Source organism: Nonomuraea sp. NPDC049649 (genome assembly GCF_040675175.1).
Lineage (GTDB): Bacteria > Actinomycetota > Actinomycetes > Streptosporangiales > Streptosporangiaceae > Nonomuraea.
In genome coordinates, this window is the sequence record NZ_JBFAOH010000013.1 from 55,742 (window position 1) to 72,059 (window position 16,318).

20 protein-coding genes are annotated in these 16,318 nt (G+C 72.3%); 13 read left to right on the forward strand and 7 right to left on the reverse strand.

Annotation, left to right across the window (positions count from 1 at the left end; translation table 11 throughout):
• Positions 1-33 precede the first annotated feature (33 nt).
• Both AB0J42_RS18825 and AB0J42_RS18830 read right to left on the reverse strand, forming a co-directional pair.
• Positions 34-1,026 (reverse strand): endonuclease/exonuclease/phosphatase family protein, encoded by a 993-nt coding sequence (locus AB0J42_RS18825; protein WP_364295932.1) that lies wholly within the window; start codon positions 1,024-1,026, stop codon positions 34-36.
• A gap of 88 nt (positions 1,027-1,114) precedes the next feature.
• Positions 1,115-1,861 carry an SDR family oxidoreductase gene (locus AB0J42_RS18830; RefSeq protein WP_364295934.1) on the reverse strand — a complete coding sequence of 249 codons (747 nt, stop codon included), beginning with the start codon at positions 1,859-1,861 and terminating at the stop codon, positions 1,115-1,117.
• Between the two features lie 53 nt (positions 1,862-1,914).
• On the opposite strand from AB0J42_RS18830, the gene AB0J42_RS18835 reads away from it, so the two are divergent.
• The 4 genes from AB0J42_RS18835 (at position 1,915) to AB0J42_RS18850 (ending at position 4,131) form a co-directional block, all read left to right on the forward strand.
• Positions 1,915-2,265, forward strand: coding sequence for a helix-turn-helix domain-containing protein (locus AB0J42_RS18835; protein WP_364295936.1), 351 nt, complete (start codon positions 1,915-1,917; stop codon positions 2,263-2,265).
• Positions 2,266-2,272: 7 nt separating this feature from the next.
• The gene (locus AB0J42_RS18840; RefSeq protein WP_364295938.1) at positions 2,273-2,794 is read left to right on the forward strand and encodes a GNAT family N-acetyltransferase; all 522 of its coding nucleotides are present in this window, start codon (positions 2,273-2,275) and stop codon (positions 2,792-2,794) included.
• Entirely contained in the window at positions 2,791-3,273 is a 483-nt protein-coding gene (locus AB0J42_RS18845; protein WP_364295940.1) for a metallophosphoesterase family protein, read from the forward strand. Before AB0J42_RS18840 ends, AB0J42_RS18845 begins: the two co-directional genes overlap by 4 nt.
• Before the next feature lie 72 nt (positions 3,274-3,345).
• Positions 3,346-4,131 (forward strand): hypothetical protein, encoded by a 786-nt coding sequence (locus AB0J42_RS18850; protein ID WP_364295942.1) that lies wholly within the window; start codon positions 3,346-3,348, stop codon positions 4,129-4,131.
• On the opposite strand, the gene AB0J42_RS18855 is transcribed toward AB0J42_RS18850, so the two are convergent.
• Together AB0J42_RS18855 and ctaD are read right to left on the reverse strand one after the other, a co-directional pair.
• On the reverse strand, positions 4,132-4,359 hold the full coding sequence (locus AB0J42_RS18855) for a hypothetical protein (protein ID WP_364295944.1): 228 nt from the start codon (positions 4,357-4,359) through the stop codon (positions 4,132-4,134).
• A gap of 72 nt (positions 4,360-4,431) precedes the next feature.
• Positions 4,432-6,063, reverse strand: coding sequence for a cytochrome c oxidase subunit I (gene ctaD, locus AB0J42_RS18860; RefSeq protein ID WP_364296180.1), 1,632 nt, complete (start codon positions 6,061-6,063; stop codon positions 4,432-4,434).
• A gap of 186 nt (positions 6,064-6,249) precedes the next feature.
• Between ctaD and AB0J42_RS18865 the strand changes: the two genes are divergently transcribed.
• The 5 genes from AB0J42_RS18865 to AB0J42_RS18885 all read left to right on the forward strand — a co-directional run bounded on the left by AB0J42_RS18865 (position 6,250) and on the right by AB0J42_RS18885 (position 9,139).
• The gene (locus tag AB0J42_RS18865) at positions 6,250-6,513 is read left to right on the forward strand and encodes a sigma-70 family RNA polymerase sigma factor (RefSeq protein ID WP_364295946.1); all 264 of its coding nucleotides are present in this window, start codon (positions 6,250-6,252) and stop codon (positions 6,511-6,513) included.
• The gene (locus AB0J42_RS18870; RefSeq protein ID WP_364295948.1) at positions 6,510-6,740 is read left to right on the forward strand and encodes a hypothetical protein; all 231 of its coding nucleotides are present in this window, start codon (positions 6,510-6,512) and stop codon (positions 6,738-6,740) included. Before AB0J42_RS18865 ends, AB0J42_RS18870 begins: the two co-directional genes overlap by 4 nt.
• Positions 6,741-6,797: 57 nt before the next feature.
• On the forward strand, positions 6,798-7,595 hold the full coding sequence (locus tag AB0J42_RS18875) for a DUF1206 domain-containing protein (protein WP_364295950.1): 798 nt from the start codon (positions 6,798-6,800) through the stop codon (positions 7,593-7,595).
• Positions 7,596-7,615: 20 nt separating this feature from the next.
• Positions 7,616-8,107: an STAS domain-containing protein gene (locus AB0J42_RS18880; protein ID WP_364295952.1), complete on the forward strand. Its 492-nt coding sequence runs from the start codon at positions 7,616-7,618 to the stop codon at positions 8,105-8,107.
• A gap of 66 nt (positions 8,108-8,173) precedes the next feature.
• Complete coding sequence (locus AB0J42_RS18885; RefSeq protein ID WP_364295954.1) at positions 8,174-9,139, forward strand: chemotaxis protein CheB; 966 nt, start codon at positions 8,174-8,176, stop codon at positions 9,137-9,139.
• 114 nt (positions 9,140-9,253) lie between these two features.
• On the opposite strand, the gene AB0J42_RS18890 is transcribed toward AB0J42_RS18885, so the two are convergent.
• On the reverse strand, positions 9,254-10,768 hold the full coding sequence (locus tag AB0J42_RS18890; RefSeq protein WP_364295956.1) for an N-acetylmuramoyl-L-alanine amidase: 1,515 nt from the start codon (positions 10,766-10,768) through the stop codon (positions 9,254-9,256).
• 188 nt (positions 10,769-10,956) lie between these two features.
• Here AB0J42_RS18890 and AB0J42_RS18895 point away from each other — a divergent pair, with 188 nt between their 5' ends.
• Positions 10,957-12,912, forward strand: a complete 1,956-nt coding sequence (locus AB0J42_RS18895) for a family 10 glycosylhydrolase (protein ID WP_364295958.1) — start codon at positions 10,957-10,959, stop codon at positions 12,910-12,912.
• Here AB0J42_RS18895 and AB0J42_RS18900 read toward each other — a convergent pair.
• The gene (locus AB0J42_RS18900) at positions 12,899-13,495 is read right to left on the reverse strand and encodes an AAA family ATPase (RefSeq protein ID WP_364295960.1); all 597 of its coding nucleotides are present in this window, start codon (positions 13,493-13,495) and stop codon (positions 12,899-12,901) included. The two genes, AB0J42_RS18895 and AB0J42_RS18900, sit on opposite strands and share 14 nt — an antisense overlap.
• Before the next feature lie 78 nt (positions 13,496-13,573).
• On the opposite strand from AB0J42_RS18900, the gene AB0J42_RS18905 reads away from it, so the two are divergent.
• Together AB0J42_RS18905 and AB0J42_RS18910 are read left to right on the forward strand one after the other, a co-directional pair.
• Positions 13,574-14,167, forward strand: coding sequence for a TetR/AcrR family transcriptional regulator (locus AB0J42_RS18905; protein ID WP_364295962.1), 594 nt, complete (start codon positions 13,574-13,576; stop codon positions 14,165-14,167).
• A complete protein-coding gene (locus AB0J42_RS18910; protein ID WP_364295964.1) occupies positions 14,164-14,880 on the forward strand; it encodes a phytanoyl-CoA dioxygenase family protein in 717 nt (238 codons plus the stop codon). The genes AB0J42_RS18905 and AB0J42_RS18910 overlap by 4 nt, the downstream gene beginning before the upstream one ends.
• Positions 14,881-14,976: 96 nt before the next feature.
• Here the strand turns inward: AB0J42_RS18910 and AB0J42_RS18915 are convergent, their stop codons facing one another.
• Positions 14,977-15,903, reverse strand: coding sequence for a helix-turn-helix domain-containing protein (locus AB0J42_RS18915; RefSeq protein WP_364295966.1), 927 nt, complete (start codon positions 15,901-15,903; stop codon positions 14,977-14,979).
• 94 nt (positions 15,904-15,997) lie between these two features.
• On the opposite strand from AB0J42_RS18915, the gene AB0J42_RS18920 reads away from it, so the two are divergent.
• Entirely contained in the window at positions 15,998-16,309 is a 312-nt protein-coding gene (locus tag AB0J42_RS18920; protein ID WP_364295968.1) for a hypothetical protein, read from the forward strand.
• Positions 16,310-16,318: the final 9 nt, after the last annotated feature.

The window sequence follows — 16,318 nt, forward strand, 5'->3', positions numbered from 1 at the left end:
GACGCATCAATGTCGCCAGGTCATACGGCGATGTTAACTCCCGCCGCCCGGCAGCCGCAGCTCGGTAAAGACCCCCCGATGGTCGGTGCCCGGCACGTCCAGCACGGCGAAGGAGCTCACCCCGGCCCGCTCGTCCACGAGGATGTGGTCGATCGCGATCAGGGGCGGCATCCGGCCCCCGTTCGGCCAGGTCGGCGTCAGGCCCGCACCCACCCGGCGGGCGGCGTCGGCGTAGCCGCGGCCGAGCAGGTCGCGCAGGGCCCGGTGGTCCAGGCTGGCGTTGAAGTCGCCCGCCAGGACGCGGACCGCGCCGCCGCCCGCCGATGGGAAGGACTCCAGCGCCCGGTTCCACTTGTCGACCATCGGGCCCAGCGGCGGATTCGGGTGGACCGCGACCACCTCCACCCGCTTCCCGGACGGCAGGGTCAGGGCCGCCGCCGGCATGTTGTGGCCGATCGGCGTGAACAGGTCCGGCAGCTCCGTGAGCGGGTGCCGGCCGTAGAGGCCGCTGCCCCTCGCGTCGTGCTCGTCGTGCAGGACGCGGTGCGGCAGCAGCTCGTCCAGCCCGGCCGCGTGCAGCTCGGCGACCTGGCGCGAGGTGAGCTCGGTCGCGGCGAACACGTCCGGCCGCAGTTCCCGTACGAGACGAGCCACCGCCTCCGGGTCGGCCCGGCCGTACAGGTTGATCGCCAGCACCCGGAACGGCGTGCCGCCGGTGACCTGCCCGCCCACCGGGAACGCTCTCGGCACCACGACGGCCGCCATCGTCAGCCCCGCCGCCAGCGCCACGATCGCGGCCTTCCTGTTCCGCCTGATCAGGGCCACCGCCAGCAGCAGACCGAGCACGGCACCGTACGGGGTGACGGTCATGAGCTGGGTGAGGAACGATCCAGACTCCAGCCCGCCGACCCGCACCACCGCCCATGCGGCGAGGCCCGTGACGGCCAGCCAGGAGACCCAGCGCCTCCGGAACCCACCCGCGGATCCCCGGCCTGCCGCCTGCTCCGCCTCGACGGTGATGCCCAACCTCTGCCGCCCGGTTCGTACGAGAGACCTTTACGGGGCGAGCCTAAGGGCTGGCGGGGGATCGGCGGTGATGCCTCGCGTTGCGTGATCAGGTCAGGTCGAGGCCGCCGTCGAGAGTGAGCACCTGGCCGGTGAGCCAGGTCGAGGCGGGGTCGGCCAGCCGGACGATCCAGGAGGCGACCTCCTCGGGCGTGCCGCGCCGGCCGAGCGGGATCCGGCCGGCCTCGTCGCGCTTGATCTGGTCCACCTCGGCCTCCGGCAGCCCCGCCCGCGCCAGCGCCCGGCTCTCCGTGGGCCCGGGCGCCAGGGCGTTGACCCGCACCCCGGACCCGGCCAGCTCCAGCGCCCAGCTCCGGGTGAGCTGTTCCAGGGCCGCCTTGGAGGCGGCGTAGTGGGATCCGCCCGGCAGCGGCCGGTGGCCGTAGGTGCTGGAGACGTTGACGATGGAGCCGCCGGACCGGCGCAGGTGAGGCAGCGCGGCCTGGGCGAGCAGGCTGGGCACGGTCACGTTCAGCTCGAACAGGTTCCGCGCCCGGCCGGCGTCGAACTGTTCCAGGGGCATGACGGCGGTGGCTCCGGCGTTGTTGACGAGCACGTCCAGGCCGCCCCACCGTTCGGCCGCGGCCCGGACGACCGCTTCCGGCGCGCCCGGGGCCGTGAGGTCGGCGGGGTGCACGGCGATGCCGGGGTGCTGCCCGGCGGTGTGGTCGAGTGCGTCCCGGTCCCGGCCGACGCCGAGCACCTGAGCGCCCGCGCGGGCGAACGCGACGGCGGTCGCGCGGCCGATGCCCGAGCTCGCCCCGGTCACGATGACGGTCTTGCCGTTCAGATCCATATGTCTCCTTCGTTCGATGTTCGTGAAACATCGAACAAGCTAGCATGGGATATATGAAACAAGCTCGCCATCCCTCCGTCGACGAGATGACGCTCGTCGCGGCGATGGCGGCGCTGAGCGACCCCATCCGCATCGGCCTGGTGCGGGTGCTGTCCCGCGGAGGTGAGCGCGGCTGGGGCGAGCTGCGCGCCCCGGTGGCCAAGTCCACGCTGAGCCACCACCTCAAGGTGCTCCGCGACGCCGGTATCACCCGTACCCGCCAGGAGGGCATCCGCTGCTACGTCGAGCTGCGCCGCGCCGACCTGGACCTGCGCTTCCCCGGGCTGCTCGACGCGGTGCTGGCCGCGGCCGACGGCGAGGACGTGGGCGACCAGGTGGGCCTCGCCCGGGAAGGGGATCGATAATGGAGGCGTGGAGCGACTCGACGGCCCCGCCTGTGTGACGATCTCCGATGAGATCTCCGGCCTCTACCGGCAGTGCTTCTCCGAGCCGCCGTGGTACGAGACCGAAGAGGACTTCGCGGCGTTCCCCGGCAAGCTGGCGCGGCAGGTCGAGCGGCCCGGGTTCGCGGCGTGGGTGGAGCGTGACGGCGGCGAGCTGGTGGGGGTCTGCTTCGGCTGGCCGACGCCCGCCGAGTTCTCGGGCAACGCGATCTACGAGGAGCTTCAGCGCAGCTGCACCCAGGCGACGGTGGCCTGGATGACCAAGGGTTCGTTCGAGGTGGTCGAGCTGTTCGTGAGCCCGCGCGCGCAGGGGCGGGGGATCGGGCGGCGGCTGCTGGGCGCGGCCGTGGACGGGTGGTCGCGGGCCTGGCTGCTCACCTCGCCGGCGGCGCCGGCCGCCCGCTTCTACCGTTCGCTCGGCTGGAAACGGGTCGGCTCGCTGCCCGAGCGGGCCCTGGAGGTGCTGGTGTTCCGGGCGGGCCGGTCATGAGGGTGGTGGCGCTGTCCGACACGCACGCGCCGCGCCGCTGGAAGTCGTGCCCGCCGCGGGTGGCCGGGCTGCTCGCCGGGGCCGACGTGATCCTGCACGCCGGTGACGTGTGCGTGCCGTCCGTGATCGACGAGCTTTCCGCGTACGCGCCCGTACACGTGGTGAAGGGCAACAACGACGGGCCGGACCTGGACGCGCCCGAGACGCTGGAGCTGGAGCTGGACGGGCTGCGGGTCGGGATGATCCACGACAGCGGGCCCGCGAAGGGGCGGCTGGCCCGGATGCGGCGGCGGTTCCCTGAGGCGGATCTGGTGGTGTTCGGTCACTCGCACATCCCGCTGGACGAGTCGGAGGCCGGGTTCCGCATCTTCAACCCGGGGTCGCCGACCGATCGGCGCCGCCAGCCGCACGGCACCGTGGGGGTGCTGCGAATCGAGGGCGGCGAGCTGGTGGCGGCCGAGATCGTCCCGGTGACCTGAACGGGTTTGCCGCGATGCCCTGGCGGTATGTCGATTACGATGAGTGACATATCGGCTACAAGGCGGCGCGACATGGACAGAGCGAGGCAGATCGCACAGGCCGTGCTGCACGATGGCCGCCCCTTCCACCGGCTGCTCAAGGACGGGCACCTGCACGGCCTCCACCCGGAGCCGTACGCCCGGGAGCACGCCGGCCTTCCCTGGCTCATGCAGACCCAGTGCCTGGTCGAGGCCGGGCCGGACGACACCGTGGACGTGCACGTACGGTTCCTGCAACTCATCACCCGTGAGGTGGCGCGGGCGCGCGGCAGCGAGCTGGAGCCCGCGACCGAGCTGATCGTCGACGGCACCCGCCACGTCCCGGGGCTGGAGGCGCGCGAGCGCGAGGCGGCCGTGTCGGGGCTGGCGCTCACCGACCTGGCGGGCGGCTCCTACACCATGCGCGTGGACGTGCCCGGCGACCAGGAGGCGATCTGGCTGATCGACGCCCGCGGCCGGGCCGGGGCGGTGCTGCGCTGCTGGGAGACGCTGCTCGGCCGGGCCGAGGTGCGCGCCGAGCCGCTGCGCGACCGCCTGTTCAGGCTCACGGTCACGGTGGCCAACAGCACCGACTGGCGGGGCGGCGACCGGGCGGCGGCGCTCAGGCACGCGTTCGTGTCGGCGCAGAGCGTGGTCCGCACCCGGGGCGGGCGGTTCGTCTCTCTCCTGAACCCGCCACCCGAGCTGCGCCCGCTGGCCGAGGGCTGCCGCAACATCGGCACCTGGCCGGTGCTGGTGGGCGAGATCGGCGAGCGCCACACGATGCTGTCGGCCCCCGTGTTCCTCTGCGACCACCCCCGGCTCAGCCACCTGGTGTGATCACGCCGGCGCGCGCTCGGCGGCGATGACCAGCACGACGCCCAGGGCGGCCAGGGCGAGGTTGGCGAAGAGCTCGTAGCCGGTGAGCGCGCCGATCCGGGGAATGATCACCCGGTTGAAGAAGTTCAGGAAGATGCCGAAGAACGGCTGGACGGCCAGGTGGTCGATGGCGCCGCTGATGCCTTGGAGCGCCAGGACCACGCCGGCGATCTGGATGGCTTTGCGCATGTCACGACGGTAGAGCGCGGCCACCCTCCGGCGGGTCGGCCCGAAGGATGCGCCGCCCCGACCAAAGTATGCTCACGCCTCGATCTCCTCCCGCTCCGGATGGCTGCGCGGGAAGTGCAGGTCGAACGCGGGCCGCTCGGAGCGGATGGGCGGGATGAAGGAGAAGTTGTGCCGGGGCGGCGGGCAGCTGGTGGCCCATTCGAGCGAGTTGCCGAAGCCCCACGGGTCGTCCAGCGTCACCCAGCGCGGCTTGCGCGAGGTGATCCAGACGTTGTAGAGGAACGGGATCGTCGACAGGCCGAGGATGAGCGCGCCCACCGACGAGATCTGGTTGAGCGTGGTGAACCCGTCGTTGACGCCGTAGTCGGCGTAGCGGCGCGGGAACCCGGCCCAGCCCAGCCAGTGCTGCACCAGGAACGTGGTGTGGAAGCCGATGAACAGCAGCCAGAAGTGCCAGAGGCCCAGCCGGTTGTCCAGCATCCGGCCGGTCATCTTCGGCCACCAGAAGTAGAAGCCGGAGAACATCGCGAACACCACGGTGCCGAACACCACGTAGTGGAAGTGGGCGACCACGAAGTAGGTGTCGGTCACATGAAAGTCCAGCGGCGGCGAGGCCAGGATGACGCCGGTGAGCCCGCCGAGCAGGAACGTGAGCAGGAACCCGATGGAGAACATCATCGGCGCCTCGAAGGTCAGATGACCCCGCCACATCGTGCCGACCCAGTTGAAGAACTTCACCCCGGTGGGCACTGCGATCAGGAACGACATGAAGGAGAAGAACGGCAGCAGCACCTGCCCGGTGCCGAACATGTGGTGCGCCCACACGGTCATCGACAGCCCGGCGATGGCGATCGTCGCGCCGACCAGGCCGACGTAGCCGAAGATCGGCTTGCGGCTGAAGACTGGGATGACCTCGGTGACGATGCCGAAGAACGGCAGCGCGATGATGTACACCTCGGGATGGCCGAAGAACCAGAACAAGTGCTGCCACAGCATCGGCCCGCCGTTGTTCGGGTCGTAGATGTGGGTGCCGAACTTGCGGTCCGACTCCAGCGCGAGCATCGCGGCGGCCAGCACCGGGAAGGCCATCAGCACGATCATGCTGGTCAGCAGGACGTTCCAGGTGAAGATCGACATCCGGAACATGGTCATGCCAGGCGCGCGCATACAGATGATCGTGGTGATGAAGTTGACCGAGCCGAGGATGGTGCCGAGGCCGGCCAGCACCAGCCCCATGATCCACAGGTCGCCGCCGACACCGGGCGAGTAGGTGGCGTCCGACAGCGGCGTGTAGGCGAACCAGCCGAAGCTCGGCGCGCCGCTGTTGGTGAAGAAGCTGGAGACGGTGATGAGCCCGCCGAACAGGAACAGCCAGTAGCTGACCATGTTGAGCCGGGGGAAGGCCACGTCCGGCGCGCCGATCTGCAGCGGCATGATCGCGTTCGCGAACCCGGCGAAGAGCGGGGTGGCGAAGAGCAGCAGCATGATCACGCCGTGGTTGGTGAACAGCTCGTTGTAACGCTCCCCGTTCACGAACTGCAGCCCCGGCTCCCAGAGCTCGGCCCTGATGAACAGTGCCAGGATGCCCGCGAACAGGAAGAACCCGAACGAGGTGATCAGATACAGGTAGCCGATCACCTTGTGATCAGTGGAGGTCAGCCACTTGGCGAGCGCGGCTCCAGTACGGCTGTGAACTGGGGCCAGCGGCGAAGTCGGCGGCTCGCCTCTCTGCTTCTGGATCGTCACCCTGGTGTCCCCTCGACAGGCATTCGTAAGGACGTGACTACCCTTCGCGTTGCCACGGTAGGCCCAAGAAAGTCCTGGCATGCGGCATAGCGGGCGGCAGAATCCGGCGTCTGAGGGGTGACAAGTCGAACCCTGGGAGGTGACGTGGACGCCGAGGACCTGGTGCAGGCGGCGCCGGCGAAGCTGGCGGGCCGCTGGCGCCTGGTGCTCCGCGCGGCGCTGGCCAAGCTCACCGCCAGGCAGCGCACCGTCCTGGTGCTGCGCTACTTCGAGGACCTGCCGGAGCAGGAGGTGGCCCGCCAGCTGGGCTGCTCGGTCGGCACCGTACGCAGCACCACGCACCGGTCGCTGGCCCGGCTGCGCGCGGTCGCCCCGGAACTCGCCGAGGAACTGGAGGCCACGCTATGACCAGGCTGCTCCGCGAGACGGTCGCCGGCCGCCAGAACGTGCTCCAGCTCCTCGGCTGGGCCGACGACGACCGCGTCATCGCGCTCGGCTGCGCGGGCCGGTGCGAGAACGAGTTCCGCAGCCGGCTGGTGCTCGTCACCGTCGACGGCCGGATGGAGACCTATCTCACCGGCGACCAGGACACCCGGGACGACGGGAGCTGGCACCCGGTGTTCACGCTCCGGTGACTGGACGGGGATTTTATGGGCACTTGACGGTCCTTCGACCCCCTGAAGGAGGACCCCGTGACTACTGCGCAGAGCGCCGCCCGGCGAGCGGCCGATCATCCGGCCCTGGAGCGGCTGGCCCGGGTCGGGCTGGCCTGCCGGGGCGTGCTGTACGCGCTGATCGGCGTGCTGGCCATCCAGATCGCCCTGGGCGGCGGCGGTGAGGAGGCCGACAAGGGCGGCGCCATCGCCACCGTCGCGGAGCTGCCGTTCGGGGCGGTGATCCTCTGGGTGATGGTCGCCGGTTTCGCCGCGTTAGCCCTGTGGCAGGCGTCCGAGGCGCTGCTCGGCCACGGCGAGACCCTCGACCGGGTAGAGGCGGCGGCCAGGGCCGTGGTCTACGCGCTGATCGTGTTCACCCTGCTCAGCATGGTGCTGGCCGGGCGGGCGGCGTCGCAGGACGAGAAGTCGCAGGACATCACCGGCACGCTGCTCGGCCTCCCGGGCGGGCAGCTGATCGTGGGCGCCGCCGGTCTCGGCATCGTCGCGCTCGGCGTCTACTGGGTGTGGCGGGGCGTCACCAAGAAGTTCCGCGAGGACCTCGACACCGGGCGGATGCCGCCCAAGGCCCGCTCCGTGATGGACAGGCTGGGGATGGCGGGCTTCGCGGCCCGGGGCGTCATCGCCGGGCTCGCCGGGGTGCTGGTCGTGCAGGCGGCCGTCACCCACGACGAGGACAAGGCGGGCGGGATCGACCACGCGCTGCGCGCCTTCGCCGACACCCCGGCCGGGCCGTGGCTGCTGGTCGCGGTCGCGCTCGGGCTGGTGCTGTTCGCCGGCTACTGCTTCGGCGAGTCCCGCTGGCGCCGCACCTGAGTGCGCCGGGAGGAGGAGCCATGCACCTGTCGGTACAGCTGACCCCGGTGTCGGACACGACGGTCGTCGTCGCCCTCACGGGGGAGCTGGACGCGAGCACCGTCCCTATCCTGTCCGCGACGCTCGGCCCGCTGCCCGCGTCCCCCGTCCTGCGCGTCGCCGTGGCGGCCGGCGAGCTCTGGTTCTGCGACCTGAGCGGGCTGGCGCTGCTGCTCGGAGCCCGGCGGGAGCTGCGGGCCAAGGGCGGCGAACTGGTCCTCGCCGAGGCGAGCCCGGCCCTCCGCCGGCTGATCGCGCTCCTGCCGGGCGGCGGGCCGTCGCTGCCGGTCTTCGACACCCTGCCCGAGGCGCTGGCCGCGTTCGGCGCGCGGGAGAGGCGGCGGCGTCCCCTGCCCCGGCTGCGTTGCACCGGACCCGGGCACCCCGCCCCGCCGCGTTCCCCGAGGCCGGGGCCGCCGGGCACGGACAAGCCGCGGGTGCGGAGACGCCCGATGCCCCCGCGCCACGCATGAGCCCGTGTCCGGGGGGACAGAGGGATCACGCATGACCCCGCGTCTGAGGGACAGAGGGACAGGGTGTTGACAGTAGGACGAGACACGATCGTGGTCGCCGCCTCCGCAGGGGGCGTCGAGGCGCTGCGCGTCCTGCTCGGCACGCTGCCCGCGGAGCTGCCCGCCGCGGTGCTCGTGGCGCCGCACCTGCCGCCCCGCGACGGCGGCGGCCTGGCCGGGGTGCTCGACCGGGCCGGGCCGCTGAAGGCAGTCCCGGCCGAGGACGCGGCGACCGTGGAGCACGGCCACGTCTACGTGGCCAGGCCCGGCCACCACCTGCTCGTGCACGACGGCCGGATCCGGCTGTCGCACGGCCCGCGCCACCACGGCCACCGCCCCGCCGCCGACCCGCTCTTCATCAGCGCCGCGCTGGACGCCGGGGTGCGGGTGGCGGGCGTCGTGCTGAGCGGCGCCCTGGACGACGGCGCGCGGGGCTGCGTCGCGGTGGAGGGGAGAGGCGGCGCGGTCGCGGTGCAGGATCCGGCGGAGGCCGCCTTCCCGGGCATGCCGTCCGCGGCGCTGGAGGCGGTCCCGAACGCCGCCGTGCTGCCCGTACGAGAGCTCGCCGGCTGGCTGGTGCGGCAGACCCGCACGCCGGTCATCACCGAGGGGGAGGCGGACGACGCGGAGATACGGCGCGAGATCTCCCGGCTGCTGCCCGGCCCGGACCCGGCGGAGCCGGACGGCGCGCTCGCCGGGCTGGGCTGCCCGGAGTGCGGCGGCGCGATGTACGAGCGGGCGGGCCACTACGTCTGCCGGGTGGGGCACGCCTGGTCGGGGGAGAGCTTCGTGGACGCCCAGTCGGACGCGGTGGAACGGGCGCTCTGGGTGGCCGTGCAGAGGCTGGAGGAACGCGTACGGATCCTCGACCGGATGGCGGGGCGGCGCTTCGCGGCCCGCGAGGAGGCGGCGCGCGCCCGCGAGGCGCTGGACACCATCCGCGTCCTGCAGGTCCAGGTCGGCGGCGGGGACGGCAGCCTGCTGGCGCGGTGACACACCGCTCGGCGACGTGGACGACGGCCTGCTGGCGCGGTGACGTGCCGGTCGGCGGCCTGCTGGCGGCGTTGAGAGGCGGAGGGCGCCGCGCCGGTGCCCTCCGCCGGGTTCCTAGAGGCGGGAGATGCGGACGGCGTCCGCGATCACGTAGCCGGTGCCCGCGGTCCACCGGCTGACACCCACGACATCGTAGGTGCCCGCGTTGAGCTGGAAGGTGCCGATGCTCCGCCACGCGCCGCCGCCGGAGCGCTGGTCGACGTAGACGGTCTGGTTGCCGCTCGCGGTGGCGACGATGTACGGGGCCGAGCTGTTGTATCCGGGATCGCTGGGATACCAGACCTCCACCCGGTACGTGCCGGCGCTGGGGATGCTGGCGGAGTACCAGGCCGGGTCACTGGCCGACACCGGGTCGGCGAACCGGTAGTCGGCGCCGTGGCGCTGGCTGGAGTAGGCCGAGGTGCCCCAGTTGGTGCTGGCGGTGAACTGGGCGCTGGCGTTGTCCACCGTGGTGGTCCAGGTCGGCGGGTTGGTGCTGCCGCCGGTCACGTAGTTCATGTACGTGGTCCAGTTCCAGTTCGGACCCGGGTCGGTGTGGGTCGCGCCGGGCACCTGGTTGTGGCCGATGATGCCGGTGCGGTTCTTCGGGATGCCGTACTTGTCGGCCAGGTGGCGGGCGAGCGCGGCCGAGGACCGGTACATCGCGTCGGTGAACCAGGACGCGTCGTTGACCCAGCCTTCGTGCTCGATGCCGATGGAGCGGTTGTTGTAGGAGGAGTTCCCGGCGTGCCAGGCCACGTCCTTGTCGCGCACCATCTGGGTGACGGCGCCGTTGGAGGACTTGATCACGTAGTGGGCCGAGACGTTGGAGCTGGGGTTCTGGAACCAGGAGATCGTGCCCGCGTACGAGCCCTGGGTGACGTGGATGACGATCCGGTCGATGTTGTAGCTGCTCTCGCGGCTGGACGCGCGGTAGTTGCTGGAGTGGGCCGCAACCCACGCGGCGGGCGGGTAGTCGGCGCTGGCGATGGAGGCTCTGGCGTTGAGGTCGCGGACCTTGGCGTACTCGCCGCGGTCGGCGGTGACCTCCTGCGGCTTGACGGTGACCGGGCCGGCCTCGATGCCGAGGCCGAGGAGCTCGTAGACGGCGTCGGCGTACAGGCGGGCGGTCTCGGGGGAGGAGGCGTGCCCGTACTGGGCGACGGCCTTGTACCAGCGGCCGGCGTCCTCGCGGGCGGACTCGTCGAGGCCGAGCTTGTCGGCGTACGAGCGCAGGACGGCGGCGGCGCCGCGGATGTTGGCGGCGTCGTCGCTCTTCAGCGTCTCGGCGGGCAGGCCGGTGAGCTCGGCGGCTTCCTGGAGCGTCTGGTTGGTGGGGTTGTCGACGAGGTGCATGAGCCCGTAGCCGCCGCTGGCGCTGGGCTCACCGTTGTGTCCGTCGAGGTGGGTCTCCGCGTAGCCGAGGGCGACGAGCAGGTCACGGGGGACGTCGTACTCGGCGGCGGCCTGGTCGAAGGCGTCGGGGAGGGGAGCGGCGTGTTCGGCTGCGGCCGGTTGACCTGCGAGGACGAGGACGGTGGCGAAGACGGCGGCGGCGAGAGCGACTAATCGGGTGCGTACCAGTGTCATGACGGCTCCACTCTCGGGGGGTACCGATTGGCACATTAAGGGACCTTCATGACAGATGTCGATAATTGACATTACTCACCGGTTAAAGGAAACTTTCCGCCTGCGCGTCGGCCGGCTCCGCGAAGTTGGGCCCCCTGAAGATCTGAAAACTATTGCGTTCCGATAACGGGTCGCTGAAACTTCTCTTCGTGAGCACGTTGCTGCGCCTCGCCCTCGTGGCACTCACCGCCGCGCTCGGCACCCTCGTCGTGCCGGCCGCGCCCGTGACCGCCACGACCGCCTGCGCGACCGACCCCGCCACCCCCAAGCGCCAGCTCCGAGCCATGTGGATCTCCAGCGTCGCCAACATCGACTGGCCCAGCAGGACCGGCCTGAGCGTCTCCGCCCAGCAGGCCGAGTTCCGCGCCTGGCTCGACCTGGCCGTCCAGCGGCGCATGAACGCCGTGGTCGTCCAGGTCAGGCCCACCGCCGACACGTTCTGGCCGTCCTCGCTCGAACCGTGGTCGCAGTGGCTCACCGGCACCCAGGGCGCCGGCCCGGGCTACGACCCGCTCGCGTTCATGGTCACCGAGGCGCACCGGCGCAACCTGGAACTGCACGCCTGGTTCAACCCGTACCGGGTGGCCAACCACGCCGACCCCAACCGGCTGGTCTCCTCGCACCCCGCCCGCCGCAACCCCTCCTGGCGCTTCGCCTACGACGGCAAGCTCTACTACAACCCGGGCTTACCGCAGGTGCGCCGCTTCATCGAAGACGTGATCATGGAAGCGGTCACCGAGTACGACCTCGACGGCGTCCACCTCGACGACTACTTCTACCCGTATCCGGTCAGCGGCCAGACCATCCCCGACTCGGCCGCGTACGCCCAGTATGGCGGCGGCTTCGCCAGCGTGCACGACTGGCGGCGGGAGAACGTCGACCTGCTGGTACGGGAGCTCGACCAGCGCATCCACGCGGCCAAGCCGCACGTGTCGTTCGGCATCAGCCCCTTCGGCATCTGGCGCAACGCCGCCACCGACCCGCTCGGCTCACAGACCTCGGGCCTCCAGTCGTACGACGCGATCTACGCCGACACCCGCAGGTGGGTGAAGGAGGGCTGGGTCGACTACATCGCGCCGCAGCTCTACTGGCACATCGGGTACGGGATCGCCGACTACGAGGTGCTGACCGCCTGGTGGGCGGAGACGGTCCGGAACACCGGCGTGCGGCTGCTCATCGGCCAGGCCTCCTACCGGGCCGGGGTCAGCAGCCACGGCCAAGACTGGCAGGACCCGGACGAGCTCAGCGACCACCTGCACGTCAACCGGCGGCACCCCGAGGTCGGCGGCGACATCTACTTCAGCGCCAAGGACGTGCGAGCCGACCGGATCAACTCCTTCTCCATCCTGGCCGGCGACCACTACACCAGGCCGTCGCTGCCCCACCCGCACGGCTCGGCCGGCGCCCCCGCCGCGCCCGCCATCACCTCGGCCACCCGCGGCTCGGGCGGCGTGTCGCTCGCCTGGAACGGCGCCGGCACCTCCTACGCCGTCTACCGGGTGACCGGCACCCCCTCGGCCGCCGACCCGTGCGCGTTCGCCGACGCCCGCAACCTGCTCGGCACCACCCGGCAGCGGACGTTCACCGACACCACGGCCGCCGCGGGCACCGCCTACACCTATTACGTGACCGCGCTCGCCCGCACCCACCAGGAGAGCGCGCCCAGCGCGGGCCGGGCCGTGACCGGCTCAGGCGGCGGGTTCAGCGTCACCGTGGACAACGCCGACGCCGGGTTCACCGCCGGGACGTCCTGGGGCACCTCCGCGTACTCGCCCCAGCGGCACGGCGCCGACTACCGCTTCGCCGACCCGGTGGCCGCCAGCGACCCCGCCTGGTTCCGGGCGAGCATCCCGAGCGCGGGCACGTACCGGGTCGAGATCTGGCATCCGGCCGATCCCGGCTACAACAGCGCGACCCCGTACATCGTCGCCGCCTCGGGCGGCAACCAGACCGTCACCGTCGACCAGCGGACCGGCGGCGGCGCGTGGCGGAGCCTCGGCACCTTCCAGCTCGGCGCGGGCACCTACAACGTGGTCGGCGTGAGCCGCTGGACCTCCGCCACCGGCTACGTGGTCGCCGACGCGGTCCGCATCACTCGAACCTGATGCCCGGCAACCGCCCCGCGGCCTCCCGGTCCAGCACCTGGACGGTGGCCGCCGGGGCGGGGTCGCCGGACCGGGCGCGGGCCAGCAGCGCCGCGCAGTGGCGGCGGTGCCGGGCGAACGTACGCGCGCGTACGACCCGGCCCCGGGCGTGCTGGCCCGCCACCGCCGCCTCGGCCGGCACATCCAAGACCAGAAGGTGGAAGCCCGCGCCCGCCCGCCGCGCCAGCCGGGCGAAGGCGCGCAGCACCAGCGGGCCGCAGCCCCGGTTGTGGGCGACCACCGACTCGCCGCGCCGGAGCGCGGCCCGGATGCGCCGGACGTGCGTGGCGAACACCACGGCCGTGCGGACCCGCTTCGGAGCCCAGGCGAGTGCGGACGCCCAGCGCAGCCGCGACTGCATCGAGTCGATCACCGTCACCCCGCCCGCCTGCACCGGCGCGGTCTCGGTCCCGGTCAGCGCGTAGAGGCGGCTCAGCAGCGTCGACTTGCCCGCGCCCGGCAAGCCCGTGATCACCACCAGCGAGCCCGGGGGGTAGCTCAGCGGCTCGGCCGCCTTCCTGGTCGCGGGAACCGGGACGGTCAAAAGGTCACATCCTCCCTAGAAACGGCAGGAGTATAGAGGCACTGGCTCGTTGAGTTGAACTCAACTAACCTGGGAGGCGTGCAGGAGCTGTCCGAACGCGCCGCCGCCACCCGGCGGCGCATCCTCGAAGCCGCCGCCGCCGAGCTGGCCGAGACCGGTGACCTGGAGGTGGCCGCCGTCGCCCGGCGCGCCGGGCTCAGCACCGGCCTGCCCTACCGCTACTTCGGCACCCGCAGCGGCCTGATGAGCGCCCTGCTCGAAGACTTCTACGGCCGGCTCGTCGCCGAGACCGTGCTCGGCCACTTCACCGGCGACACCTGGCTCGACCGCTGGCGGGCCCAGGTCACCCGGTGGGTCGACTGGGTCTACGACGAACCGCTCGCCCCCGTCGTGCTCGGCCGCATGGTCGGCGACGCCCGGGTCGCCGCGATGGAAGCACGCTGCACCCGGCAGGTGATCGCGATCGGCGCCAAGCACGTCGCCGCCGGGCAGGCCGAAGGCGCCGTCACCCGCGGGCGCGACCCCGAGCTGATGTCGGCCGCCGTCGTCGGGGGCATGCGCTCCATCCTCGCCGTCGTCCTCGACCAGGACCCGCGCCCCGACCGGGCCGGCATCCGCGAGGAGATCTGGCGCTTCTCCACCGCCGCCCTCGGCGCCGGGGACCGGTCATGACAAGCATGTCGGCGCTCCACCGCGACGGCTACCTCATCCTGCCCGGCCTGCTCACCCCGCCCGCCTGCCGCGGCATCCGCGACGACCTCACCCCGCTGCTCGCCCCCGCCGGCCGCGACCCCTTCCGCTCCCGCCACGTCCGCCGCGTCTACGGGGTGCTGCACAACACCCGGGCCACCGACTCCCTCATCGACCACCCCCGCGTGCTCGCCCTCGTCGACCGGCTGCTGCTGCCCAACTTCCTGCTCTCCCAGCTGGAGGTCGTCGAGGTCGGCGCCGGCGCCCCCGCCCGCCCTCCGGCCCACGACGATCAGCACTACCCGCTGCCCAGGCCCCGCCCCGCGCTCTCCGTCGCCGCGCTGTGGACCCTCGACCCCGGCACCACCCTCACCCTCTGGCCGGGCAGCCACCGCTGGGCCGCCCGCCGCCCCGCCACACCCGGCGTCCCCCTCACACCCCCGCCCGGCTCCTGCACCCTCCTCCTCGGCACCCTCTGGCACGCCCGCCCCCCGCACCCGCCCGCGCCCTACCTGACCGTCACCGCCCACTACTGCGAACCCTGGCTCCGCACCCGCGAGGCCTTCACCCTCTCCCCGGGCAGGGACGTCGCCCGGCAACTCAGCGCCCGCACCCGCCGCATGCTCGGCTACAGCATCCACCCACCGGACACGGGCCTGGTCGACGGCGTCCACCCGCACCGTCTCTTCACCTGACCCCGAGCCGGTACGCGCCCGTTTCTGGTGAGTCACGAGAGCTCCCGGCGCGCCCGTTTCATCGGGTGTCTGAGTCACAAGCACCCCGCTCCGGAGTCACGTGCGCCCCCGGTACGCGCGCCGGTAGGCCGTCGGCGTGGTGGCCGCGTCCCGGCGCAGGTGGAAGCGGAGGTTCGCCGCCGTGCCCAGCCCGGAGCGCCGGGCGACCTCGTCCACGGGCAGATCCGTCTGCTCCAGCAGCCGCCGCGCCTCCAGGACCCGCTGGGCGGCCAGCCACCGATGCGGCGGCATCCCGATCTCGGCGGTGAACCGCCGGGCGAAGGTCCGCGCCGACCAGCCCGCCCGCCGCGCCAGGTCGGCCACGGTCAGCGGCTCCGCCAGGTGCCGCAGGGCCCAGTCGCAGATCGCCGCCATGCCCTCGCCGCTCTCGGGCAAGGGCCGTTCGAGGAACTGGGCCTGGCCGCCCTCGCGGTGCGGGGCCACGACCATGCGGCGCGCGACCCGGATCGCGGCCTCCGCCCCATAGTCCGTACGTACGAGATGAAGGCAGAGATCGATGCCGGCGGCGAAACCGGCGCTGGTCAGGGTGCCGCCGCCGTCCGCGTAGAGCGTGTCGGGGTCCACCTGGACGGTCGGGTAGCGGGCGGCCAGCTCGGGCGCGTCCATCCAGTGCGTGGTCGCCGGGCGGCCGTCGAGCAGGCCCGCGGCGGCGAGCGCGAAGGCGCCGGTGCAGACCGAGACCACCCGGGCGCCCCGCGCGGCGGCGGCGCGCAGCGCGTCCAGCACGTCGGCGGGCGGCTCCTCCAGCGGTGCGTAGCCCGGCACGACGACGGTGCCGGCGGCGTCGAGTGCGTCGAGCCCCGACGGGATGTGGACGCTGACGCCGGGGGTGGTGGAGGGCACGTGGCCGGGCGACGGGGTGCAGACGGTGAAGGAGTAGCCGTCGCCGCTGAACACCTCGGCCGGGATGGCCAGGTCGAACATCACCACCGCGGGCAGGGCAAGAGCAACGACGCGCTGCATGGCAGGATTTTTGCGGAAATAGGCATCTCTGTCACTCGCCGCCCCGCCGCCGATGGCCGAGGATCGGGCACGTCCGTGAACAGAAGGAGCTGCCGTGATCTTCCTCAACGCCCGTACCTTCAAGGCCGAACGGGCCTGGGGCGCCGCCGACATCACCGAGATCGACACCGCCACCGTGCGGTTGCACTGGACCGACGAGCCGTACGTCTGGCACGTCAACGACGGCCCCGAGGTCTTCGCCGTCCTCGACGGCGCGGTCGACATGCACTACCGCCGCGACGGCGAGGAACACGTCGAACGCCTCACCCCCGGCGTCGTCTGCTACGCCGAACCCGGCGACGAACACGTCGCGCACCCTGCCCCCGAGGCCCGCATCCTCGTGATCGAACGCAAGGGCAGCCTCTGACGGTTGCGC